At 63.6% G+C, this 23,073-nt stretch carries 18 protein-coding genes and 1 pseudogene; 8 read left to right on the forward strand and 11 right to left on the reverse strand.

All coding sequences use genetic code 11. From position 1 onward, the window contains the following. The first annotated feature begins 227 nt into the window (after positions 1-227). A complete protein-coding gene (locus E3O47_RS08540; protein WP_134420211.1) occupies positions 228-698 on the forward strand; it encodes a GNAT family N-acetyltransferase in 471 nt (156 codons plus the stop codon). A gap of 178 nt (positions 699-876) precedes the next feature. On the opposite strand, the gene E3O47_RS08545 is transcribed toward E3O47_RS08540, so the two are convergent. Beyond that, positions 877-1,350: a hypothetical protein gene (locus E3O47_RS08545; protein ID WP_134420213.1), complete on the reverse strand. Its 474-nt coding sequence runs from the start codon at positions 1,348-1,350 to the stop codon at positions 877-879. Positions 1,351-1,920: 570 nt separating this feature from the next. On the opposite strand from E3O47_RS08545, the pseudogene E3O47_RS16530 reads away from it, so the two are divergent. Next, positions 1,921-2,010: pseudogene (locus E3O47_RS16530) on the forward strand (DUF2510 domain-containing protein); the annotation flags it as partial. Positions 2,011-2,022: 12 nt separating this feature from the next. Further along, positions 2,023-2,316: a DUF4177 domain-containing protein gene (locus tag E3O47_RS08550; protein ID WP_241986147.1), complete on the forward strand. Its 294-nt coding sequence runs from the start codon at positions 2,023-2,025 to the stop codon at positions 2,314-2,316. Positions 2,317-2,382: 66 nt separating this feature from the next. On the opposite strand, the gene E3O47_RS08555 is transcribed toward E3O47_RS08550, so the two are convergent. Next, a complete protein-coding gene (locus tag E3O47_RS08555) occupies positions 2,383-2,820 on the reverse strand; it encodes a GNAT family N-acetyltransferase (RefSeq protein ID WP_134420215.1) in 438 nt (145 codons plus the stop codon). Between the two features lie 63 nt (positions 2,821-2,883). Then, positions 2,884-3,480, reverse strand: a complete 597-nt coding sequence (locus tag E3O47_RS08560; protein WP_134420217.1) for a dihydrofolate reductase family protein — start codon at positions 3,478-3,480, stop codon at positions 2,884-2,886. A 278-nt stretch (positions 3,481-3,758) separates the two neighbouring features. Between E3O47_RS08560 and E3O47_RS08565 the strand changes: the two genes are divergently transcribed. Further along, a complete protein-coding gene (locus E3O47_RS08565; RefSeq protein WP_134420219.1) occupies positions 3,759-4,403 on the forward strand; it encodes a 2'-5' RNA ligase family protein in 645 nt (214 codons plus the stop codon). 235 nt (positions 4,404-4,638) lie between these two features. Here the strand turns inward: E3O47_RS08565 and E3O47_RS16535 are convergent, their stop codons facing one another. Both E3O47_RS16535 and katG read right to left on the reverse strand, forming a co-directional pair. Beyond that, complete coding sequence (locus E3O47_RS16535; protein WP_241986139.1) at positions 4,639-4,878, reverse strand: hypothetical protein; 240 nt, start codon at positions 4,876-4,878, stop codon at positions 4,639-4,641. 1,363 nt (positions 4,879-6,241) lie between these two features. Continuing rightward, positions 6,242-8,554: a catalase/peroxidase HPI gene (katG, locus tag E3O47_RS08575; RefSeq protein ID WP_134374929.1), complete on the reverse strand. Its 2,313-nt coding sequence runs from the start codon at positions 8,552-8,554 to the stop codon at positions 6,242-6,244. A gap of 671 nt (positions 8,555-9,225) precedes the next feature. Here katG and E3O47_RS08580 point away from each other — a divergent pair. Next, positions 9,226-10,143, forward strand: coding sequence for a S41 family peptidase (locus E3O47_RS08580; protein WP_166785356.1), 918 nt, complete (start codon positions 9,226-9,228; stop codon positions 10,141-10,143). Between the two features lie 127 nt (positions 10,144-10,270). Here E3O47_RS08580 and lepB read toward each other — a convergent pair whose 3' ends face one another. Continuing rightward, positions 10,271-11,029 (reverse strand): signal peptidase I, encoded by a 759-nt coding sequence (gene lepB / locus E3O47_RS08585; protein ID WP_241986141.1) that lies wholly within the window; start codon positions 11,027-11,029, stop codon positions 10,271-10,273. A gap of 210 nt (positions 11,030-11,239) precedes the next feature. Here lepB and E3O47_RS08590 point away from each other — a divergent pair, with 210 nt between their 5' ends. From E3O47_RS08590 to E3O47_RS08600, 3 genes are read left to right on the forward strand one after another with little or no spacing between them, the layout of a single operon-like run. Further along, the gene (locus E3O47_RS08590) at positions 11,240-11,716 is read left to right on the forward strand and encodes a DUF2975 domain-containing protein (RefSeq protein WP_104099213.1); all 477 of its coding nucleotides are present in this window, start codon (positions 11,240-11,242) and stop codon (positions 11,714-11,716) included. Further along, positions 11,716-11,988: a helix-turn-helix transcriptional regulator gene (locus tag E3O47_RS08595; protein ID WP_104099214.1), complete on the forward strand. Its 273-nt coding sequence runs from the start codon at positions 11,716-11,718 to the stop codon at positions 11,986-11,988. Before E3O47_RS08590 ends, E3O47_RS08595 begins: the two co-directional genes overlap by 1 nt. Further along, complete coding sequence (locus E3O47_RS08600; protein WP_134415294.1) at positions 11,985-15,737, forward strand: hypothetical protein; 3,753 nt, start codon at positions 11,985-11,987, stop codon at positions 15,735-15,737. Before E3O47_RS08595 ends, E3O47_RS08600 begins: the two co-directional genes overlap by 4 nt. 87 nt (positions 15,738-15,824) lie before the next feature. Here the strand turns inward: E3O47_RS08600 and E3O47_RS08605 are convergent, their stop codons facing one another. From E3O47_RS08605 to E3O47_RS08640, 5 genes are all read right to left on the reverse strand, one after another. Further along, the gene (locus E3O47_RS08605) at positions 15,825-16,193 is read right to left on the reverse strand and encodes a DM13 domain-containing protein (protein WP_134374923.1); all 369 of its coding nucleotides are present in this window, start codon (positions 16,191-16,193) and stop codon (positions 15,825-15,827) included. A 329-nt stretch (positions 16,194-16,522) separates the two neighbouring features. Beyond that, a complete protein-coding gene (locus tag E3O47_RS08610) occupies positions 16,523-16,756 on the reverse strand; it encodes a PLDc N-terminal domain-containing protein (protein WP_158250188.1) in 234 nt (77 codons plus the stop codon). Positions 16,757-17,411: 655 nt separating this feature from the next. Then, positions 17,412-18,959: a 5'-nucleotidase C-terminal domain-containing protein gene (locus E3O47_RS08620; RefSeq protein WP_134343079.1), complete on the reverse strand. Its 1,548-nt coding sequence runs from the start codon at positions 18,957-18,959 to the stop codon at positions 17,412-17,414. A 1,301-nt stretch (positions 18,960-20,260) separates the two neighbouring features. Beyond that, a complete protein-coding gene (locus E3O47_RS08635; RefSeq protein WP_198411497.1) occupies positions 20,261-21,916 on the reverse strand; it encodes an ABC transporter ATP-binding protein in 1,656 nt (551 codons plus the stop codon). A 141-nt stretch (positions 21,917-22,057) separates the two neighbouring features. After that, positions 22,058-23,014 (reverse strand): ROK family protein, encoded by a 957-nt coding sequence (locus tag E3O47_RS08640; protein ID WP_134420225.1) that lies wholly within the window; start codon positions 23,012-23,014, stop codon positions 22,058-22,060. Positions 23,015-23,073 lie beyond the last annotated feature (59 nt).

Consider the following 23,073-nt stretch of genomic DNA (forward strand, 5'->3'; position numbering starts at 1 on the left):
CATGAGTAACGTAAGAGATGAGGGCCTCCGTTGCATCGTGTTGAGTGTGGTAACCCAATCGATACCGGAGGTCCTCACCTTTTTAGCTCACGCCACGCTCACAACCTGTATGGGAACAACATCTAGGCCAGGGTCTCATCCAATAGTTCATGCCCTCCGGCCCGTCCCCGCCCTGCCGTCGGAATGCGTCGGTGAAACCCGACGGCTCTGCCTGGAAGAATTGAGAGGTGACCGTAACCCTTCAGCGAATCCTCGCCAGCGACTTCCCGACATGGATTGAGCAAAGCTGCGCGGAGTACGTCGGTGACTTACTTGCCCAGGGGCGATCACACGAGGAAGCTCGGCGCATAGCGGTCGAGAGCATGGCTCGTTCATTCCCTGAGGGCACTCAGAGCCCCGGCAATGAGGTCTTTCACGTAATGAACGAGGTTGGCGCGGCAGTGGGATATCTGTGGATCGGGCAGGATGTCACCACCGATCCGGGGGCGTGGTGGGTCTGGGACGTTTTCATCAACGCAGACCAGCGTGGCCAGGGTCATGGGAGGACAACGATGCTGCTCGGCGAGGAATATGCACGCTCCCACGGTGCGCACTCTCTCGGCCTCAGCGTCTTCGGATTCAACACCGGCGCCAGGGGACTTTACGATTCCCTCGGCTACGAGACAACCTCGGTGAAGATGCTCAAGAAGCTCGAATGAGCCTTCTCGTCGCTATCGCTGGTTGGCGTCACCGCAGGGCGGCGCCGAGATGGACACCCATAGGTGGAACCCCTTACGGCAAGCCATTCATCCCCATTTATGCGACCTCTGCGGGCGCTCGTTTAGGCCCGTGTACGCGAGAGCGACCTGCCTCCTTCTGCGGAGTACGACGCGACCTTCAGCCGACAGAGGCGTCGTGGGTCCGAAGGCCGGCAAGGAATTCGCGTCGCTGGAGCAGTTGTTCAATCGAGTGCAGAGCCTTGAGAACGAAATACAACGCCATCTGGTCGGAATTCGTCAGTCGCAAGACGACGTTGTCGCCGTCGCCCAACGGAAGCTCTTCACGCTCCAGAACTCCCATGCTCGCCCACGACCGGCCGTGAGCGAAGCCAGACGCAAGACGCCACTCAAACTCAGCCGCCTCGCGGCCAGCTGCCTTCAGCTCTGTGAAGACGGGCGTGATCGTGAAGTTGCTGATCGCCGAGCTCGCCGAGATACCCCTGACTTCAGCGATGGCGCCCAGACGTTCAAGTTTTCCGGCGAGGTCTACGGCGCTGAAATGTGCTGTAGCCCGGTGTTGATCGCGGGCATCCTGTGCATACCAGCGCAAACTCCGACTGATGCGCTCATTACGACTAGCGGGCGAGATCACCCACAACCCCGTTACCGCGTTCTCAATTGCGCTGCGCGCAAGTGTGGCCGGCGGTCACGTGTGCAGCAGCCGGGCGTCCCAAACAAGGGCCTTCAAAGCATGAAGGTGGTCAATCGCGGAGGAAAGGCACGCGTTGGCGACGTACGTCACCGAATATGGAGCCGCTCCTCGATCGTCACCTGTGAAGGCACTGCCAGTGGCAACCGGGAAAGGCTCCGATTCTCCAATCCGGGTGGCCAGAACATCGATGAGCGGGGCTATCTCTCGCCACTTCGAATGAAGAACCTCGTCGGGGATTCGGGCTAATTGCTCCATTACGCGACAGTAGCGCGCTCACCGAAGTTTCAGCGACGAAGGAGATCCTCGACATCCGCTCCGGCTGCGACTCCGCGCGGCTGGGGGGACAAGATCGAGACTTTCACCTACACGGCAGAACCGTCCGTGCTGCTTCAGCCGGTGCGGATGGGTTAGGTCTCGACGCCTGAGACAATCGGTGCCGCCAGCGATACCGGCTGATACGTTGTAGCGCACGTCCAGGCGCGTCGCGACCTGACGGACTGAAACGAGGCAATGGTGACGAACGCAGCAGCAGGTTGGTACGACGACGGTTCGGGTCACCAGCGACGGTGGGACGGCGAGCAGTGGACGAATGTCTGGCAAGAGGAGGCGCCGGTGAACAGTCCCGCCGCGCTCATCGACCACATCAAGTCGGAGTCCGTCGCGATAGGTCGACCACGCCCAGCGCAAAACGGGCAGAGCTACGTCGTGTTGCAGGTGGTGCTGAAGGAGAGACTATTCGGTAGCGGATCTGGCAATCTCACCGAGCTAGAACAGTCCATCAACGCGCAAGCCGCCCTCGGCTATCGACTGCACACCATCACGACGTCAGCCTCAGGCAGTAAGGGCCTCGGGGGCGGTGACCGCATCCAGGCCACGCTGGTCTTCGAGCGACTGGGGATCAGCTGACGTCTATCGGCACCCGATCGGACCTCAGGCACCCACTGACCGCCCGTAAGTCGGAGCCTTCGAGCGCTACGGGCGGCGCAGGAGAAAGTGTGTCGCTGTCTCTCCGAAGGGGGTGAATCCTTCGCGCTCATAGAGTCGCTTCGCGTCTCGGTTCACCCGGTGGACCTGCAGCAAAGTACCTTGCCCTTGGCTCGCCGCCTGATCAGCGACAAGTCCAAGCGCCGCTGATCCGACGCCCAGGTTTTGCGCGGCGGGAGCCACCTCGATCAGTTCCAGCCAAGTGTCTTGATCCCTGGTGCCGAGATACACAGCGCCAACGCTCCTGCCGTCGGCTTCTAGGATCTGGATGTCGTGTTCGCTGACCAGCGACGCAAAGAATCCGATCTGTTGTTCATGATCCCAGGGCCCGTAAGCCTGTTCGACGAGGGCGCGATGCGCGCTCTCGTGGAGATCGAAAAGCCAGGAGTGATCGGCGGAGGTGGCCTGCCGCATGGTGATCTTCATACGGAATGCTTGCACAGCGGCGCTATCCGCCGCGATAGGCGCACAGCGACGCAAGAGGAAGGTCTAACGCGCCCCACGCACCGAGTAGCGGTGCATCGTCACGCCTTGGTCGAACGAACCCTGTTCCAAGAGGTCGAGTTCGACGGGCTGGTCAAGTGCATCGAAGAGGGGTCGGCCGGCTCCGAGCACGACCGGGTGCGTGAACAGCCAGAGCTCGTCGAGCAGGTGAGCCCGCAACAGCTGAGTGGCGAGGTTCGCCCCGCCAATGCCGATGTCTCCGTCAGTCTCCTGACGCAGCACGGCGAGCTGATCGATCGCGTCGTTGTCGCCACCGATGATGCGCGTGTTGTGTTCGGCCGTCGTGCGCGTGCGCGAGACGAGCACCTTGGGGATGTCCGTCCAGATCTCGCCGTATTCGCGCAGGAAGCCGGGAAGCGATTCGTCCGTGCGGGCGTTCGGCCAGAACGGATCCATCATCTCGTACACCTTCCGGCCTTGAACAATCAGTGCCAGAGCCTGCGCGCGAGCGTTGAACTCGCGGTGCAGTGGCTCGCCAAGACGGATCCAACTCGGCCCTCCGATGTCACCGTGCTCACCCGCCTCGCGCTCGATGAAGAGATCGAGCGAGACATTCATCCAATACACGAACCGACCGGCCACGACCACTCCTTCGGCGGGCCACGATTGCGGTAAAGCTCCCCACTCTCACCGGGTGGGCGAACCCGGGGCGAGTTCGGCACCACCCTACAACTCGCGCATGGCTCCAGGTCGACCGCGCTCATTGCTCCGCAAGCCGGACGGTTCCCGGCACTCGTTTTGCCCGAAGTGGGGGAGCGGCTGATGATCGCGTCCAGGGCCCGCGAGGGAACCGTCAGCGCATTCAGGCCGATCTGTTGCATACGCTGTCACTCGGGACTGAAGTTTGGGGAAGGACCGTCATGCCGGCCGAGGCCAGGGAAGGCGCAATCGATCTACGAGACCATTGGTGGTGGCGCTCCGGCTGGGAGAGAGGGACTCGCTACTACACCTGGCATCTCACCTTTGAACATGAGCCCGCGCTGCAGCGGCTCGTCCTCGACTATCAAGAGGTCCTGAGCGGCTTCTCGTTTCTGGACCCTGTACCGATCGAATGGCTGCATCTAACCCTCGTCGGGGTAGGGAATGCAACGACTGTCAATGATCTGCAAGTGCGCACGGTCATTGATCAGGTTCGAGGCGAGATCGCTGGGGGGCCACCGATCTCACTCACCTTCCAGAAACCAGTTGTTCTGCGGGAGGCGGTCTCGCTCATCGTCGAACCGACCGAATCCCTTTCGAGGCTGAGGGCAACGCTCCGCCGCGCAGTGACTGGCTCCTTGGGAGCAGCGGCTCCACCTGAGGATGCCCGCTTTCCGTTTGTCCCACACGTGACGATGGCCTACGTCAACGCTGACGCGGACGGACAAGGAGTCAGACAAACCCTGGAGCAGAAGTCGGGGCGGGTCGCGGCCGGGGTCTCGCCGGTTCTCGCACTCATTGAGCTCCACCGTGACAACCGGCAATACGAGTGGCGAACCCTGGAGGAGATCCCGCTAGCGGATTAGAGGACATTGAGCTTTTGGGGCCCCACAGCGTGCCGTCGCGCAGCCGAACGTTCATCGAAGCGGGTGGGAAACTCGATACACGGAGAATCCGTGGGGGGAGAACGATTTCGTGTTCCGAAGTGGCACTGCAGAGGATGCGGCGGCTTGCGTTTCGCTTTGGGTCGCGGCGTGCGTTGCTCGGGATGGTGAAGCGGTCGATGGAGTAGCCGAGCGAGCTCGACTCAAGTTCGACAATTCAGAATGTTGGATCGTGGCCGAGGATGCAGTCGCTGGGCTCATCGGGTTTGTACTCGCCACTAAACCGGGTTCGGGTCTGGCCAGTGATCCGCCCGACTCGCCTGTCATCGGTCTGCTCGCTGTCGCTCCTGGCGCTCAGGGGCGCGGGCTCGGCGGCGCACTTCTTACTGGAGCAACAGTCGAGCTTGCTGGGCATGGCCATGAGCGCTCTGTCCTTCACGTTCTTGCCGATCATCACGGTGCCGTGCACCTCTACGAGAAGAACGGCTGGCGACCGCTGGGAGAGCCATACCCGCATTCTCTGTTGGGACGTCCGTCGCAGACGTATGTGCTGGACCTAGATCTTCCGGGTGTCCGATAGACGGACGCTTACCGCAGTACCGGCAGCTGAGAGCTGGAGGTGTCGCCGGCCGTGAGATTTATCGTGATGAACGTCGTCAAATTCTCGGTTGATGGCACGTCGAACTCGAATGTCGTTGGGGCAGAATCTGCCGTGCAGGGGCCTTCGGTATCGACCGAAAACCCGAACGTCATCGTCTCTAGATCCGCTGAGTCCGCGTGGGGCGGACAGCTTGAGCTGCCCAACAGGACAATCGCCAGCCGCCCATCGACGACTGTTGCGTAGCCCGCAGATGGGTCGACCAGACCACTCGGCCGAGGTGTTGGCTCGCCAGGGTACGCGGTCGTTGCGACGCCCGCCGGAATATCCGTCGACGGCTCAGTCGTGCACCCACACATGCCGGCTGCTACGGCAATCGCGATCACGATCAGCCACCGTCGCTTCTGACGCATGGTCACAATGTACGGGCGAAGAATGCCCCCTCACGGAAACGAGAGGCGATCGTTACAGGGGCTTGACCGCGCTTCGAGTCTTCTAAGTCGGCGCGCATAGGATCACTTTTGCGTGGGTGTGACCTCGACGGATATTTCCGCCAAGGTCACACCTCGCCGACATGCTTCGCCCGAGATCGAACTAGGGGACGAAGTTGAGTCCGTAGCCGTTTGCCATCAGCTCTGTCACCGGCGCGTGGAGAACTGTCGCGCTGCAAACGCGTCCGCTGTCTCCCGGCTCGCCTATGCAGTTCGTGCTGTAGTTGGACACACCAATGATGATCCCAGCGGCAGAGATTCCGTGCGACGTCACGTACACCGGACGTCTACGGGCACAGATTCAGCGCCAATTCGCCGAAGCTCCGAAGTAACGGGGGGAGTGGCGTTGGGGAACCTCTACCGGTTACGCGTATTCCTCATCGGGATATGACCTCGGAAGGCTCAGGCCTTACGAGCCGCCATAGAGAACATCAGCGGCATTCTCTCGCGATTCGAGGCCAAAGCAAATCCGGCCGGCGTCTCTACGAGTGAGGGCAACGGCTTCCAGGGCATAGCGGCCCGTCCACCCTCGCAGGCCGTCGAGGTGCGAGTGTGGTCGACCACGTGCTGCCCGCGGAGGTTCCTTGGCCGTCCCCAGCCTGATCAATCCGTGCAACGTTCGGCTCGCGGCCTCAAGCGACATTCGGTCAAGGCCTCGACGGCATGGAGGCTCAGCGCGTGATCGCGCCGTGCCTCCACGCCGTCAGCTCGCCGGGACGCGACCTCCGGGGTCAGGCGGCCATCGCCCCGTAACGCTTGTGGCCCTTGACGTCGTAGCGGTCGAGCATCATGACCTTCGACCAGACGCGGATGAATTCGCGGACGAACCGCTCTTGCCCGTCGCTGCCCGCGTAGGCGTCGGCGATCGACCGCAGTTGCGCGTTCGAGCCGAATACCAGGTCATTCCGGGATGCCCTCCAGCGAGCCTCGCCGGTCGCCTGAACCCGACCAGTGAAGGTCATCGCGGTCTCGTCGTCCTTCGTCCAGATGAGGTCGGTGTCGGTCAGATTCACGAGGAAGTCGGTCGTCAGGGCTCCGACGTGATCCGTGAGCACACCCACGTCGGACCCGTCCCAGTTGCTGCCGAGCACGCGGAGCCCGGCGTGCAGGACGGTCCACTCCGGTGCGGTGAGAGTGAACAGGTTCGCCTTGTCGAGGAATGCCGCCTCGGGCGCGACGCCCGGAGCAAACTCTTCGAAGCGCTCCGACACGAAGTTGCGGAACCCGTCCGCAATGGGTCGCAGCCACTCGAACATCTCGATGTCGGTCAACTCCTGCGTCGTGTCGACACGGCCTGGCGTAAACGGCACGCTGGCGTCAGATCCTGCTGCCCGTGCCGCTTGCTCCACGGCGGCGCTGCCGGCGAGGACGATGAGGTCGGCGAGAGATACCTTCCGTCCGTCCGACGTCGCCGTGAAAGCCGCCTGCACGTTCCGCAGCGCGTCGATGACTGGGACGGTGCGTCGGTTGACCGCCCAGTCTTTCTGCGGCGACAAGGCCAGGCGGGCACCGTTCGCCCCTCCGCGCTTGTCGCTGTCGCGGTAGGTCGAGGCGGCGGAGAACGCCGTGTAGACGAGGTCGGACACGGACAGCCCGGTCGCGAGGACGGCTTCCTTGAGCGCTGCCACGTCGGCCTCGTCGAGTGAGGATCCTGCTGCGTCCGGGAGCGGGTCCTGCCAGAGCAGGTCGTCGGCGATGGTGACCTCCGGGCCGAGGTACCGGTGCTTCGGCCCCATGTCGCGGTGCGTGAGCTTGTACCAGGCCTTCGAGAACGCGAGGGTGAACAGATCGAAGTCGGCCAGGAAACGCTCGCATATGGCCCGATACTCCGGGTCGACCTTGAGTGCGATGTCCGAGGTCATCATCATGAGCGGGTTCATCTGACCGGGTACGTGGGCGTCCGGAGTCTTCGGCGCCTCCGGGTCAGTCGGTGTCCACTGCAGCGCGCCGGCCGGGCTTTTCGTCTGCTCGTAGTCGTACGCGAACAGGTTCTCGAGGTAGGTGTTGTCCCACTGTGTCGGGTTCGGAGTCCAGCTGCCCTCGATGCCGTTGGTCGAAGTGTGTTCGGCACTGCCGGTACCCACCGGGTTGTGCCAACCGAGCCCCATCGACTCGATCGGGGCTTTCTCGGGTGACGGTCCGATGTCGGATGCCGGTACCTGGCCGTGGCTCTTACCGAACGCGTGGCCACCGGCGATCAATGCCACCGTTTCCTCGTCGTTCATCGCCATCCGCGTGAACGTGATGCGAATGTCGCGTGCTGAGCCCAGCGGGTCGCCGTTCGAATAGGGCCCCTCAGGGTTGACGTAAATGAGCGCCTGGTGCGACGCGGCCAGGGGGCTCTGCAGGTCGTAGTCCGCGTCGCCGTTCTGACCATGCCAGCGTTCGTCGCGGCTCACCATCTCGTCAGGGCTCGCGACCGCGTGCGGGTTCCAGACCTCCGGGCCCCACCAGGTGCCGTCGTCCGGTTCCCACGCATCGAGTCGTCCACCACCGAAGCCGTACGTCGGCAGGCCCATCAACTCGAGGGAGCAGTTGCCGGTCAAGACCATCAGGTCGGCCCACGACAGAGCGTTGCCGTACTGGTGCTTGATCGGCTGTAGGAGTCGTCGTGATTTGTCGGTGTTGCCGTTGTCCCACCAGCTTCCGATTGGTGCGAACCGCTGCATCGCGGTGCCCGCTCCGCCACGGCCGTCGGCAATTCGGTACGTGCCGGCGGCATGCCACGCCATTCGGATCATCTGTGGACCGTAGTTGCCGTAGTCCGCCGGCCACCAGTCGACCGATGTGGTGAGCAGTCGCTTGATGTCCGACTTGAGCGTCGTGAGGTCGATCGTGGCGAAAGCCGCCGCGTAGTCGAAGTCCGCGCCGAGCGGGTCGGCGTCTACGCCATTCCGGTGGAGAAGCTCAACCCGGAGACGCTGCGGGTACCAACTGTCCAGGGTCGGCGACTGACCGAAGGTGCCACCGAGGTGGTCGCCACCTGCTGGCAGCGCACCGCTCATGTGGAAACTGCATGTGTTGGTCTGGTCGTCAGTGCCCATTGATGCTCCCTGTGTGCTTTAGCTGGATGAGAAACGGTGTCGTCGGGGTCACAATTTAACGATCAGCCGCCGCATCGCAGCAGCGTCAATCTGTGGTGCAGCGATGCTTCGACGCTGCTGTGAGGCGGTGCGTCGCGGGCTGCCGACGTGACGGGAAGCCCGATAGAAAGATCGTATTCCCGCAAGGTGTGCGTGGCATGCCAAGAAAGTGACTGACTTCTAGACGGCGGTGGTGCGGTGGCCGAGCGCACGACGGCCAAACATAATAAAGCCCTGCGCCGATTGCTGCGGTGCGGGCGATGCGAAGCCCGGTGAAACCGACGCCGGAGGATGGGGGCTGTCGAGAGCTTGATTTCCGCGAATCGTGTTCCGCTCGCGGTGACCTGGGAGCACCCCCGCCAGAGGCTCCTAGTGGGGAACGGTCAGCGGGTAGCCGAGTCGAGGTGTTTTAGGACGCGGCGCAAGTAGGTGCCCCCTATGCTTGCGGCAGAACAGGACAAGTCGCTCCATGGCGAGCGGGCTTTATAACGGGGAGACGTGCCATGGCTGCCAGTAGATGCTCTGGTCTCCGCTCTCTCGTTCTAGTCGCACTGGCCTTCGGCCTGACTGTTCCTGTGACAGGTTGCGTGCCGGCCGTGCCAGGCAAACCTCCGCCTTCGGGAAATCCCGCGGTGCGCGAATACGTGGAGTCTGCCCTCGACTTCATGAATGAAAACGGCCTCTACGCCACTCGCAGGAAGTGGAAAGAAGCTCGAGCTCTCGCATCGGTGAGCGCGTCCTCCGCAGAGACCATCGCGGAAACCCACAGTCCACTGATGCGGGCAGTGTCGGCCGCCGGAGGAAGAGCGCATAGTCGCTTCGTCCTGCCCCCAGGCCAGTTGGGCTCGGTCCAGTTGCCGCCGACGGGCGAGAACCGGCCAGTCGTCAGCTTTGCCACGGGTAGCATCGCTGCCATCGATGTTCCCTGGTTCAGTAGCAGCGACACGAGAGAAGGCCAGTCCTACATCGACGCTGGTGCGCGGGGGATTTCAGACGCAGAAACGCGGGCACGGTGCGGGTGGATCGTGGACCTGCGCGGCAATGGGGGCGGCAATTCCTTCCCCATGCTCGGGACTGTGACGCCATTGCTCTCCCAGGGCACCGTGTTGTCGTTCATCCGCCGGAATGGCAAGTCGGAAGTCGTGCGCATAGATGGCTCCGCCGTAACATACGAATCGGACGGATCAACCGAAACGCTTGCCACGTCACCCGTGACCGGCTCATCGCAAGCCGGTCGGAACATCGCCGTCCTGCAGGGTCCTGAAACCGCCAGCGCAGGCGAGTCGACACTCCTGGCATTCCGGGGTCAATCGGGCGTGCGCACTTTCGGAGAAACGACGACCGCGGGTTTCGCGACCGGGAACACGTTAAAGACGATGTCCGACGGCGCAGTTATCGTGCTGACGGTAGCCCGCATGGCGGACCGCACTGGGCTCACCTATCCAGACGGTATCGACCCCGACCAGCAAACAGGCGCCGCGGCCCTTGGCGAGGATCCGACCTGGGCCGGCGCGATCGACTGGCTCAACGCGAACTGCGAGCATCCGTAAGGCGGACGTCCATGGACGCAGAATCGGCGCCAACCGGCCGAATTTTCGACATCTCGGGGGAGTGGCGTTTGGGAACGGCTATCGGGAATCCCTCTCGGTCATGGGACGAAACCCTGAGTCGTGTGCATCATCGGTCCTGGCCAGTCTCTCGGAAGGTGTTCGGGTAGTTGTCGAGCCAGGACCAGTGACCGACGGGCCAGGTGATCACGAACGCCCGGCCGACGACATTGATAATGGGCACGAAACCTTTGCTGGGCGTGGTGGTGTGGAGCCTGCTATCCGCCGAGTTGTCGCGGTTGTCGCCCTCGACCCATAGAGAAACTGCGGGGACTGTCACGGTGAAGTACTTCTCAGGAGAACGCGTCGTCCCGGAAGATGCTTTGAGGTAAGGCTCGCTGAGAGGCGCATCGTTGACGGTGATGTGGCCGGTGGCGTCGCAGCAGGCGACTTTGTCGCCGGGCAGGCCGATGACGCGTTTGATGAGATGGTCGTTCGTTTCTTGCGCGCCCAGGCCCACCTCGGAAAAAAACCATCGGATGCCATCGGCTACAGGATTGCCCGGCTGGACAGTGCCGTGTTCGGTTGCGCTTAGCCATCCACCGGGGTCTGTGAACACAATAACATCGCCACGGGCGATGGGGATGAGGTCGGGGACGAGTTCGTTGACCATGATTCGGTCTTTGACTTGCAGGGTGTTTTCCATCGATCCCGAAGGGATATAGAAAGAGCGAATGAGGAATGTTTTGATCAGGAACGATATGAGCAGGGCAACAAAGAATATGACGAAAAGGTCTCGGAAGAAGCGCACGATTCCGTGCTTACGGTTGGAATCACCCTGGGTTCTCTTGTCCCGCCTCAGGCGCATAAGTACGTCGTGATTCGTCAACTTTCCCCCTGCGCTGATGCTGCTGGGTTCAGTGTCACCCCTCTGCACTCCCGAACTCTTTTGCGGAACCCTCACCGGGACACCTCCACGGCGTCGACGGTTACGCCTTCTCGCGTTGCGGTTAAGCCGCAGGGTGCCGTGGCTTCCATTCAGCGCAGGCAGGATGTATCGTTTGTCGATAGCAGAGCACCGATTATCGATAGGACTCACATGCACAAGGCAACCATCGTCTCGTTGAAGGCCCTCATCGTCGCGATGATCGTCCTTCTCCTGGCCTGCCAGCTATTCATGGTCCCCGGTGTGGCACGGCAGTCCGCCGAGACCTACGCAGACCTCGGCTATCTCCAGACGCCGGGCATCATCGTTGCCGTGCTCTTCCTGCTCTGCGTGCAAGTCGTGCTCGTGTGCGTGTGGCGGCTCCTGTCAATGGTGCGCACGTCCGTCATCTTCAGCGACAACGCGTTCTTATGGGTCGACGTCATCCTCTGCGCCATGGTCCTAGCGACCCTTCTCATCGGGGTGTCGATGGCCACCCTCGCATCGGCGAATGTCGCCTCCCCATCGGTGATGCTGCTGTGCGCACTCGGCGTCGTCGTCGGCGCAGGACTCGCTCTGCTGATCCTGGTGCTCCGGGGACTCCTGCGAAACGCGCGACAACTGCAGCAGGACCTGTCGGAGGTGGTCTGATGCCCATCGTCATCAACCTCGACGTCGAACTCGCCAAGAAGAAGATGTCCGTCGCTGACTTCGCGGCCGCGATTGACATCACGCCGGTGAACGTATCTGTGCTCAAGAACGGCCGGGCCAAAGCGGTGCGCTTCTCGACCCTCGACGCGATCTGCCGCGTACTCGAGTGCCAGCCCGGCGACATCCTCATCTGGGTGCCGGACGACTCGGGGCCAGATGCCTCGGATCCGCACAACCCGGCGCGAACGAGCGATGCGGCGGAAGCCTCGTGAGCACGCCTGCCCCGATGAGCCAGTGGAGCGACATCGCCGTCGCGCGTCTTCTGGACGATGCGTCCTGCCCGTCCTGCGGGGTCGATGCCCTGCAGAACAGGCGCTGCCGCAACTGCGGCGCCGACCTCAACGGGAGAATCGGCCTCGAACTCTGGAGCGCCTCCCGGGACGCGGCCACCGCCCTGCGAGCGCGGCAGGCGGTGCTCGAGCGTGTGCCGCGCTTGCTCGCCGAGCCGTCTGGAGCCAGTGCAACCGAACCGTCGCCGGCGGCGACTCCGCCAGCATCTGCCGCCCTCGCTGCGCCCGCCGCAGCCAGCCCAGCTGCCGCTGATCCGCGCTCGAGCGCCACAGTTCAGTCGGTGCTGGCGGTAGCGGGTGCCGGGCTGTTCGCGATCTCGGCGATCGTCTTCACCTTCTTCAACCCCGACCTCAGCGATCGTGCGCTGCGCAGCGTGATCGTCGGCCTCATCACACTCTTGTTCCTGGGCGGCGCCTGGCTGCTCGCGCGGCGCAGGCTGCAGTTCTCAGCCGAGGCCGTCGGTGCGCTTGGAATGCTGTTCGTCGCCCTCGACGTGTACGCGCTTTCCGAACTGACCGTGAGCGGCCTCAGCCCGTGGGTGTTCACTGCGGTCGGCACACTCGCCAGCGGCTCGGTCATGGTGGCACTGTCGCGGGTGGTGCGCATCCGGACCTGGCTCTGGATCTCCCTGCTCGGCCTTTCCGTGGTGCCTTCGATGCTCGGGTACGCGGGCGGCACCGTGTTGTCGGCGGTCATCGGACACCTCGGCACCGCATTCGTCGCTCTCGCACTCGTCGCACTCGTCCGCGCCACGGCACGCAGATTCGACGGGCGCCTCCGGGCGGAACAGGTGACGCTGACGGTGGTGCAGGTGGTCGCCGTCGCAATCGTGCTCGCTCAGGCGAGACTGATCGAGGCCGACAGCACCACGGGATACTGGCTCGGGATCTGCGCCATCCTTGCCGCGATTGCGGTGCTCGCCGGCCTCGCCAGCCGCTATCTCGCACGCGGTCTCTGGAGCTTCGTCGCCGGGGCTGCCGGCGTCGCCGCATTCACCGGGCTGCCATTCGCCCTCGACCTCGGGGCCCATGGCGCCGAGCAGTGGTACTTCGCCTTCATCGCTGTCGCGGGCGCCGCAGGACTCATCGTCCTCGGCGCCCTGGCCCCGACCCCGGCGACGATCGAGCGGCGACGGTTCACCGGCGGCGCGTTCGGGATGGCCGTGGTCAGTGTCCTGGCGACGGTGCTCGTGGCGCTGCTGATCGGCGCCGCGAAGGTGCTTGGTTCCTTCAACGGCTCCGATCTCGTCGCCTCAGTGATTGACACAGGCGGCGTGCTCGCGGTCGTGCTCGGCCTCGCCGCCGGTGCCATTGGCTTCGGGGTCTTCGCCGCAATCACCCTGCACCGGGACATCGCCCAGGCGCCCCTCGCGAACGGGGGCGCAGCGCTCGCTATCTGGCTGGCGGCGCTCTCAGGGCTCGTGGTCGTCTGTGCCCCCGGCCTCTTGCCCTGGGCTCAAATCGCGATCGCCCTTGGGCTCGCGGTGGCCACGAGCGCCGCGCTCGTTCTCGTCCCGGGCATCCGGGCGGCTTCGCTCCGCTTTCGCCTTCCCCTGATCCTCGCGGCTCATGTGGCGGTCCTTCTCGCCGGCATCATCTCGTGGACCGACGTTCGCCTCGCGGCGTGGGCGGGCATCGCAGTCGTCACGGCCATCATCGCGCTCGCGCGACCCGTGCCCGCCGGGACTCGTTTTCTCCACGTCGCTGTCGGCTACGCCTACGCCCTCGTGGTCGTGGCGACAGCGCTCGGACAGCTCGGCATCGGCACGATCGCGCTCCTGTGCCTCACCACGTCGATCGGGCTGATCGGCGCAATCGTCGCGACCGCCCTTCCGCAAGTAAAACCCGCAGCCTGGTACTCGATCCTGGTCGTGACATCCGTGCCCTTTGTGATCGGCGTGATCCAGGTGGTCTTCGAGCGCAGTGGCTGGACCGCTCTCTCAACCGGCATCATGTTCCTGCTTGCGATGACCCTCCTCGTTTCCCGCCGGCCCGGACTCGGCATCGTGCTGCGCGCGATTGCCGCGGGCCTGCTCATCCCGTCCCTGGCCGTCGTCGTCGTATGCCTCGGCGCCCAGGTGCTTGTGGGCAGCGCCTCACCCGTGACGCTGCCGGTCATCGCAGCGATCGTCGCTCTCGCGCTCCCGAGCACTGGGGTGATTCGCTCGGCCCTCAAGCGACGCGGCATCGGCGAACCGGACGCCACGGTCGCGCGGATCGCCCTCGAGGTGTCTGCCATGCTCACCGGCGTAATCGCCGTCGGGCTCGCGCTCATTCGGGTGGCGGCTGGCTTGCCGACGACATTCCTCGTGCTCATCATCCTCGCCCTCGGCGCAGCGGCGACATCGTTCTGGGCGAAGCGCCGCTACGGATGGTGGACCGCGGCTGCCTGCCTCACGGGAGCCTTGTGGTGTGTGTGGGCTCTGATCGGTATCGGCCTGCTCGAGCCATACCTGCTCCCGCCGAGCCTCGCAGCCACGACCATCGGCCTGCTCCTCACCGCGCGCGGCGCACAAGGCGTGCCGCTGTACACCGGCGGGCTCCTCGTCGCCGTCGTGCCGACCTTGGTGGTACTGGCGGTGTCGGAGGCAGGTGAAACCGTCGGTGCAGCATGGCGCGGCTTCGGGCTGGTCGCCGCGTCGTGGGTGCTGCTCGGGCTCGGCCTGCTGCTCGACCGGTGCGTGTCGCCTCGCGCCGAACGGCTGCGCACACTCTGCACGCCGACCCACGCGGTCGCGATCATCGCCGGGGCTGCCGGGGCTATCCAGGGCGTGCGCTTCGGCGTCGGTGCCGACGTGGTCCAGATCGCAGGAATACCGTTGGTCGTGGTGTGTCTCGGGATTGGCCTGGCCGGCGCCGTGCCAGCTGCCGCAGCGGCGCGGGCCATCTTGTCCCATGCCGAGATATCTCAACCGGCGCGCATCCGAGGGTGGTCTTTCGGTCGCCTGTCTGCTCGCTGGCTTTATGCCCCCGCCGCCCTGTACGTCGGGCTCGCTACCTGGACGGCCATCGAACGAGACTGGTTCACGATCTGGCTGATGTGGTCGCTCATGGTCGCCTACCTCGCCGCCATGGTCATTGTCGCGGTGCGGCTGCGAAACGGGCGGACAAGCCTGCCTCCCGTTTGGTTCATCTTCACGCTCGCGTTCGTCACTGCGATCGTGGCTTGGAGTCCGCGTGACTTGCGAGTCGAGTGGTTCTCGCTGCCCCTGGGCCTTTTCCTACTCTTCGCCGGCGTTGCCGCCATGCGCGGCAGGCAACGGGATACAGCTGACACCCAGCGCGGCACGCTCAGTAGCTGGCCCGCCCGCTGGCACGGCTCGTGGCCGCTGCTCGCCCCCGGGCTCGGCGTGATGTTCCTGGCCTCGATCCTCGCGACTTTCACCGACCCCCAGACCTGGCGGGCCATCCTCGTGATCGCGATTGCGCTCGTCGCCATTCTCGTCGGCTCGAGCCGGAAACTCGCGGCACCCTTCCTGCTGGGCATTATCGTGCTGCCCATCGAGAACATCTTCGTGTTCGTGGCGCAGATCGGCCGCGGCATCGAATCGGTGCCGTGGTGGATCACGCTGGCCGTCGTCGGCGCCGTGCTGCTCATCATCGCCGTCACCTATGAGCGTCGAGCCGGGGACGACAACAGCATCGCGGCGCGATTGGGCGACCTGGCATGAATTCCGCACGCCGAGGCGCCGCTGAGACGTAAAGGACGGCGACAACGGATACGGGAGCGACTGCAGTGTCGCCGGATAGATAGTGCGCTACCCGAGTGGGGCCGAGCCAAAATGTAGATAGTCGGGACCTGTGTAGTCGAAAATTGTGACGCTGTGAATCTCGTCCATGTGTTGGCTTCCCCGAATCTCGATCTCTTGCGTACTGGCTGATGCCCTGACGGTGGAGATGTCATAACTGAGGCCGCCATCGGTGGTCCAGGCGCTATCAGTGTTCTTGACCAGCTCCCCTTCATTGAGGTAGAGCCTCAAGTTCGGAGAGGCTCCCGTGCTGAAGTCGCTGAGGGTCGCCCAGACAGTGCCATCGCTGCGACGTTCGATCTCAACGGAGCCGACGGTCTCGGTCCATTGAGTCACGAATTGCCCTGCAAGCGGGAGTTGCCGCTCGAATCCGCTCATTCCGGCGGAATTGTTTTGGCTCGTCTCCGTCGTCGGAGACGTTGAAGGCGTTGAGGTGGGCGTTGGCGTTGGCGTTGAAGCTTGCGATTCAATGCTCGGATTCGGGGCGCTGCCACAGCCGCTGGAGCAGAGCACGATCACCCCAGCCAGCACTAATGCCGATGTCTGACGCAGAGCGAATCGCATGCGCTCGAACCTACCGGTCAGGCGGCCGTTGCCGGCGCATTCGGATACAAGGAGTTTCACAGAGGTTGTTCGCGCTACAACGCCCTTCCTGCCCCGTGGGCAGTCACCCAACCCCCTCCGCGAAGAGAAATGAAGGTCGAGGTCTACCGAACCTTGTGTGTGAGTCGAAGGCCGAATGGGTGTGGCCCGGCGAGGTACCAAACGAGCGCGCCGAGCAGAGGCGCGAATACGACGGCGATCATCCAGAGGGCCTTCTCCACCTCGGACAGGTCGCGGGTTCGCGCAATCTGGACGATGGCGTACGCGATCGCAGCGAGGTAGAGGACGGCGACGACGGATGCGAGAGCGACTGCAAGTGCGGCTGGACTGTCCACCACGGTTCCGTTCGTTTGGATACTTCAAGATAGGGCCCCAGTGAAGATGCGTCTCCGGAACCTCCTGTGGGGGACTTGCACTCGCTACTTACCGGCAGCGGGCCCGTGACCTTCCGTGGGTTGGCTCGCCTCAAGAATGGCGCTCTTGCGCCGCCCCCAGCGGATGAAAAGCCCCAGAGCCACGAAGACCCCAACCACAACGAGAACCTGGACTACCACCCAGAAGTTCCACCAAAAAAGAGCACTGAATTCCATTTCGACCCCGCCCTCGATTCGCGGACACCTGAGTGCCCTACTCAGCGCGAGCCTACGACCGCGAGGTCGTTCGGGGAAATATGCCGTCGATTGCTTCGCCAGGAGGGAACATCCGGAGCAGCTCGTAAGACGAACGCTTCATTGGCACGGAATTCGCCGCCAGGGCTCCGAGCCGACGTTGACCGGCGGGGTGCCATTTCGGAACCCTTATCGGGACGGTCTATCCCTCAGACGGTGAGATCTTCCCAAACGAAGTTTGTGGTCTCGCCCGATTTCCAGGCTTGACGAAGAATCGCATAGGCGACTGATGCCAACGGGTGCGCGCTGGTCACGAGCCAGCCCTCGCGGTAGTGAGCTTCCTTGATGAACGCCGTGCGCGAGGCCGCCGATTTCGGCGTCGGTCTTACGGCAGGACGGTGATCCGTCCCTCCGTCGTCGCGTCGACGACGCCGAGCGACTTTGCGTGGGCCATGATCGCCTCCGCGTCGCTTGGCGCTCCCGAAGCTGGGACCAGCACTGATCCTCCCGAGAACCCGGCGACGCCGTCGCCGCCACCGACGACGTAGTTTGTTACCGCCACCGAGTACGTGGATCCGACGTCGATTGGTTCCCCGGCGACCCGGACGTCGCTGACGCGTGAGCCGACGGCAGCACTGGGGGAGTAGGAGTAGGAAATCCCCGACACCTGGGGGAAGCCGCCTCCCAGAATGTCCACGTGTCCAACGCCCTGCTCGAGTGCTGCGACGATTCCGGCCCCGGACGCCTGCACGACCATGACTTTGTTATCGAAGGGTGCGATGGAGTACGCGTCCCGCGTGGTGAAGTCCGGCCCTGGTGCCTCTGCGCGCAGGCCACCACCATTCATCCACCCGATCTGGGTGCCGTGGTACGCGCGGAAGGCATCCGCAACCCAGTTGCCGAGAGCTGTTTCCTGGCGGCGGGCGGCGTTCTCAGGGTTGAGCAGCGGGGTCTGGACAGTGGCGAGGACCGTGGAGAGGTTGGCCGCCATATCGGCCTCGTAGAACTTCTCGAGCTGGCGCAGACTCGGGTCCGGGGTGACCGTGTGGTCCACCTCGATCACGGACGGGGCGACGATGTACTCGCCGCCCTCTTTGGTGATGTCGAGCCGGATGAGCGAGCCGATGTTCCCCTCGGGAGCCATCAGAGGGACCGCGCCGGAGTAGGAGATGACGGACTCGTACTCAGCCATCTCCTCGCCGAAGATGGCATCGATCTCCGGTACGGCCTGCGCCAACACCCGGTTGTCGTCCATCGAGTGCTGAGTCACTGCCACCACGACGTCCACCTTCTCTGTCGCTGTCATGTCAGCCACGGCGGCCCGTGCGGCTTCGACGGGATCGGTCTCGTCGAGCTGGTCGCTGGCCAAGGTCGTATCGATGGCGTCGGTCAGGCCGATGAAGCCCACTCGCACCTTGCCGATGCGCTGGACCTCCCACGTGCCTCCCGCCACGAACGGCTCGCCCTCAGCGTCGACCAGGTTGGAGGTGATCCACGGAAACTCCGACGCGGCAACGAGCTCGCGGGCGATATCGATCCCGAAGTCGAAGTCGTGCTGGCCGAAATTCGCGAGGTCTACGCCGATCTTGTTGAAGGCGTCGACCATCGGGAACCCCTTGTAAAGCCCGCCGAAGAGCGTGCCTCCGGCCAGATCGCCGCCGAAGACGACGGATGTCGCTGGATTGTCCTCACGCACCGTGTCGATCGCAGCGGAGAGACGGGCGACACCGCCGCGGTCCTGTCCGCCGGAGAGTACCGGTCCGATCTCGTGGGCGTCGTTAAAATACAGCAGGGTCGCGGAATTCGACGCGCGCGGGTTGGCGGCATCGGCGCCCTGATCGGGCGGGGCGGCCTGGGCCTGGGCCGGTGCAGACGCCGCCAGTACTATCGCAAAGGCCGGAATGGACAGGAGTCGGATCAGGGGGCGCGTCAAGGTGTGGTCCCTTCGAATTCGGAGCGTGCGTACCCGACCAAGGTCCCCGCAGGGTGTGAACGTGACCTCTCCTGCCAAGGTCATTTCAACGTCCTACTGATTAACAACTGACTTCACACTTTCCAGCGCGGCGGCTTCCAAAATAGCGGAACTCCTGATGGTCTGGTTTTTACTACACGGTGCAAGAACGGTGACGCCGACCGCGGACTTTCGCACTCTCCCGGTAGGTCAGGCGGCTCGGGGGCGGGTTGATGAGGGCGTCCACGATTTGTGGGGTGAGGCGCTGCAGGCCGGAGATGGCATTTATTCGTTGGCGCCACAGGGTTGAGCGTAGTTCGGCGAGGTCGTCGCCGTGGGTGGGGATGTACCAGCACCAGATCTCGTTGTAGATCCAGAACGAGAGCGCATCGGCTGCTCAGATGCTGGCGGGTGATGTGCGCGTAGTGTGACCGGCATGGACGACGACCTGGGTGTGCCGAACTGTCAACGATGCTTGGTCCGTATGGTGATCTTGGGCACCGATGAAGGCCCTTTCTGATGCTGCCTGGAGTGCGGATTCGTTCGCTTCGTGTGACGTTGGCCGTCCTCGCACTACCCAGACAGCGCCGGGTTGATCCCATTGCTGACGAAGCCGGGGGAGAGCTAGTTTCAACTGCATGTGCGGCAGATACGTGGTTCCCAATACGACAGACGAGCTGCTGAGCCTCTTCGACGCCACCGGCGCCAACGCCGCCGACTGGAAGCCCTCGTACAGTGTTGCGCCCACCGACCCGGCACCTATCGTGCGGGAATGGACCCGTGATGAAACAGTGCAGCGGGACGTGGACCTGGCCTCGTGGGGATTGAAGCGAGGCTGGGCAAAGCCGGGAGGCCCGGCCCCCATCAACGCACGCCTGGAATCGGTGGCCAGCAACGGCATGTTCCGCAGCCCGTTTGCCAGCCAACGGTGCCTGGTGCCTATGCCCGGCTACTACGAGTGGCAGCAAGATGGAAGACGGGAGACAGCCCTACTTCATCCACGGCGATGGCGATGTGCTGGCTGCGGCCGGCCTCTATGCGGCGATCGCGGAAATGGGGAAGGTTCCGGATAGTGCCTTGCTTTAGAGCCAGACACGCTGGTCTTACTTCGTGATGTGGTCTGAGCAGCTATGCGGGAACAACACGAATGCGGCGATATAGAGTACCTACTTTCATCCGCGTTTTCTGAACCAGGGTGAGGTGACTCTGCGCTGACAGGCGCACCGGTTGAGGTCTCAGGCTGGGGCCTCCCTGCTTGTGCAATTCGGTTCGAGGAAGATTAGTTAGGCCGCGGCCGACATCTCTGCGTAAGCTCCACCCGCGGAAAGGAGCTGTTGGTGGGTGCCCACTTCGACGATGCGGCCGGCGTCGAGAACTACGATGCGGTCCGCGTCACGGATGGTGCTGAGCCGGTGCGCGACGATAAGGGTGGTCCGCCCGTGACGAAGGCGTTCGAGGGCATCACGGACTTCGGCTTCCGTTTTTGGGTCGAGAGAGGCGGTCGCCTCGTCCAGAATCAGCAGTCGCGGATTACGGATCAGCGCGCGCGCAATTGCTAACCGCTGTCGCTGACCGCCGGAAAGCTGTGCGCCGCGCTCTCCAACGGGCGTGTGCCATCCCTCTGGCAAGTCGAGGACGAATTGTGCGTTGGCGGCGAGAAGCGCATCCTCGAGCCGTGTGTCGCTCGTCTCGGGCAGTCCGTAAAGAACGTTGTCTCTGATGGTGCCTCTGAACAGGACGGGCTCCTGAGGGACAACGGAGATGAAACGGCGGGCGGTGCGCATGTCGAGCGTGCTGACGTCGAGCCCATCGAGAAATACGCGGCCGTCGGTTGGCCGCAGCAACCCGAGGGCGATACGTGTGAGGGTGGATTTTCCCGACCCGGAAGGACCGACGAACGCTACCGTCTCTCCCGGCCGGATCTGAAGGCTCACATTGGTGAGAACATTGTGTTCGCCATAGCGGAAGGTGACCGATTCGAAGTCGATCCGACCGGAGGTAGCGAGGACGACCATCTTTCCCTCGTTGTCCTCGATGTCCGGTTCGGTCAGGACCTCAGCTATGGATCGCCGGGATTCCAGCCCTCGGGTGATAATAGGCGCGGTTTGGAACGCGCCGGAGATGGATCCAGTGAGTAGAGCGAAGTAGGAGCTGAGGAGGACAACTTCGCCTACGGTGATCGGAAGGAGACCGGTCATGGCGACGATGGCTGCTCCGAATAGGCTCCCCAGGGTGATGAGCTGGTAGCTACTCCATGACAATGCGCCGAAACGGCCGTTGAGCCGATCCAGGGCGACTCCCGCAGTCTCGACACGGCGTGCGGCATCTACGACTCGCCCCACGGACACGCCTTCGAGACCGTGGGCTCGAGTGATTTCCAACAGGGAGGACATCTCTCCCACGGTCGAGGACATGGTCTCGACGTCGCGTCGGAACGAAGCGTTGCTCTCGGCTGTTCGGCGTCGCAACCAGATGATGAGAGCGGCTGCAAGGGGGATGGTTAGTGCGAACACCCCCAGAAATTGAGGCACTCGCGCTGCGGTTACGACACCCGCGCCGATGAGGATGGTTATGGCATTCAGAAGCGGGCCGGATGCCTGTTGAAGCATCAGCTCCAAGTTTTCAACGTCGCGTACTACCTTCGTTTGCACGATCGACGCGCTGCCGCGGGCGTGGTATTCGAAAGACATGAGTTGAAGGCGCACCGCCAGCGCTTCCCGGAGCCGAGAGCCCATCGAACGCACCGCGGACGAATACAGTCGGACGTAGATGTTGTTGGCGGCGATGTTCGCAATGATGGTGGCCGCCCCGACGGCGGCCGGCAGGATCAGCGCGTCTGGTGCCTTCTGGTCAACTAGGGCGTCGACGACTGCCGCCGTTACAAGAGGAAGGAGCCACAGAGGGCTTTCTTTCACAACAAAGGCTGACGCTGCGACCATTATGCGTCCGGCCGCCGGACGCAGGGCCGAGCGAAGGAGCTGGTCGGGTCGGATCTCACAAAAGGGTGCCATGGTGCTCCGCATGTTGTTGGTGACCGGTCGTGGGATGTCAGAACCTACCCAGGGATGGATGGCGGAGAGTCAGAGGGTTGAGGCTAGCGTGACCTCGCCAGGGTGACCGATCAAATGTGGTCGGTGGATGAGGGCCGCAGCGCCGATCAGGGGGCCGTCGCTGCCTAAGCCTGACGAGAGGATCGCGACGTCGCGGGAGTAGTCGAACACCGCATGGTCGCGCGCCGATCCGTGGACTATGTCCAGGTAGGAGGGGGACACATGGGAGAACCCTCCGCCAATTGCCACTGCCTCAAGGTCAAGGAGTGTGGCGACGTTCGCAATAGCGCGTCCCACGGCTGCTGCCGAACGCTGAACCGCGGCGATAGCAATGGCGTCGCCGGCGCCTGCTGAACGTCCAAGGTCCTCACCGGTCTGCCCTGACCACCCGTGCCTCCTAGCCCAGTCAACGCTTCTGAGTCCGGAGGCGATCCCTTCGAGTGTTCCGCCGTCCGAGGTCCCGTCGTCCGAGCGGTCAAGGTGAATCTGCCCGATGTGGCCAGCGTTGCCGGAGCGGCCGAAGACTATCCGGCCGTCCAACATTATGCCGCCGCCGACACCGGTCGACACAACAATGCTCATGGACGATGAGGTCCCGCGGGTCGCACCAATCCAGTGTTCGGCGAGGGCGAGGCACGTGCCGTCGAGGCGCAACTCGACAGGACGGTCGGGGACGAGGTCTTCGACGAACGAGCGGACTGGGAAGCCGCGGAGAAGAGGCAGGTTTTTCGGAAGGATCATTCCTGCGGCGAGATCGACGGGGCCTGCGGATCCGATCCCGACACCGACGATCACCGTGCCGCCCGACTTCGCAGTGGAGGCCATCACGCAGCCCTCTAGTGCAAGGCCGAGGCCGTGTGAATCCATATCCCGGCCGGTCGGGACGCGGTGCCTGCTCTGGGCGACGATGTGTCCGTCATCGTCGACAAGAGCAGTCTCGATCTTGGTCCCGCCGATATCGATTGCAAGCGCGAGTGAGTTGGGCATTGGTGTTCCTTAGGTTTGTAACGCATCCGGGCACACGAGGCCCGGCGGATGGGGGCATC

It is taken from the genome of Cryobacterium sp. TMT2-17-1 (assembly GCF_004402765.1).
GTDB classification, from domain to species: Bacteria; Actinomycetota; Actinomycetes; order Actinomycetales; family Microbacteriaceae; genus Cryobacterium; species Cryobacterium sandaracinum.

Bases quoted from the DNA above. Each gene is read 5' to 3' on its own strand.
- E3O47_RS08555 (WP_134420215.1), bottom strand. From the start codon at position 2,820: ATGAAGATCACCATGCGGCAGGCCACCTCCGCCGATCACTCCTGGCTT.
- E3O47_RS08590 (WP_104099213.1), top strand. From the start codon at position 11,240: ATGCACAAGGCAACCATCGTCTCGTTGAAGGCCCTCATCGTCGCGATG.
- katG (WP_134374929.1), bottom strand. From the start codon at position 8,554: ATGGGCACTGACGACCAGACCAACACATGCAGTTTCCACATGAGCGGT.
- E3O47_RS08595 (WP_104099214.1), top strand. From the start codon at position 11,716: ATGCCCATCGTCATCAACCTCGACGTCGAACTCGCCAAGAAGAAGATG.
- E3O47_RS08635 (WP_198411497.1), bottom strand. From the start codon at position 21,916: ATGGTCGCAGCGTCAGCCTTTGTTGTGAAAGAAAGCCCTCTGTGGCTC.
- E3O47_RS08565 (WP_134420219.1), top strand. From the start codon at position 3,759: ATGCCGGCCGAGGCCAGGGAAGGCGCAATCGATCTACGAGACCATTGG.
- E3O47_RS08605 (WP_134374923.1), bottom strand. From the start codon at position 16,193: ATGAGCGGATTCGAGCGGCAACTCCCGCTTGCAGGGCAATTCGTGACT.
- E3O47_RS08640 (WP_134420225.1), bottom strand. From the start codon at position 23,014: ATGCCCAACTCACTCGCGCTTGCAATCGATATCGGCGGGACCAAGATC.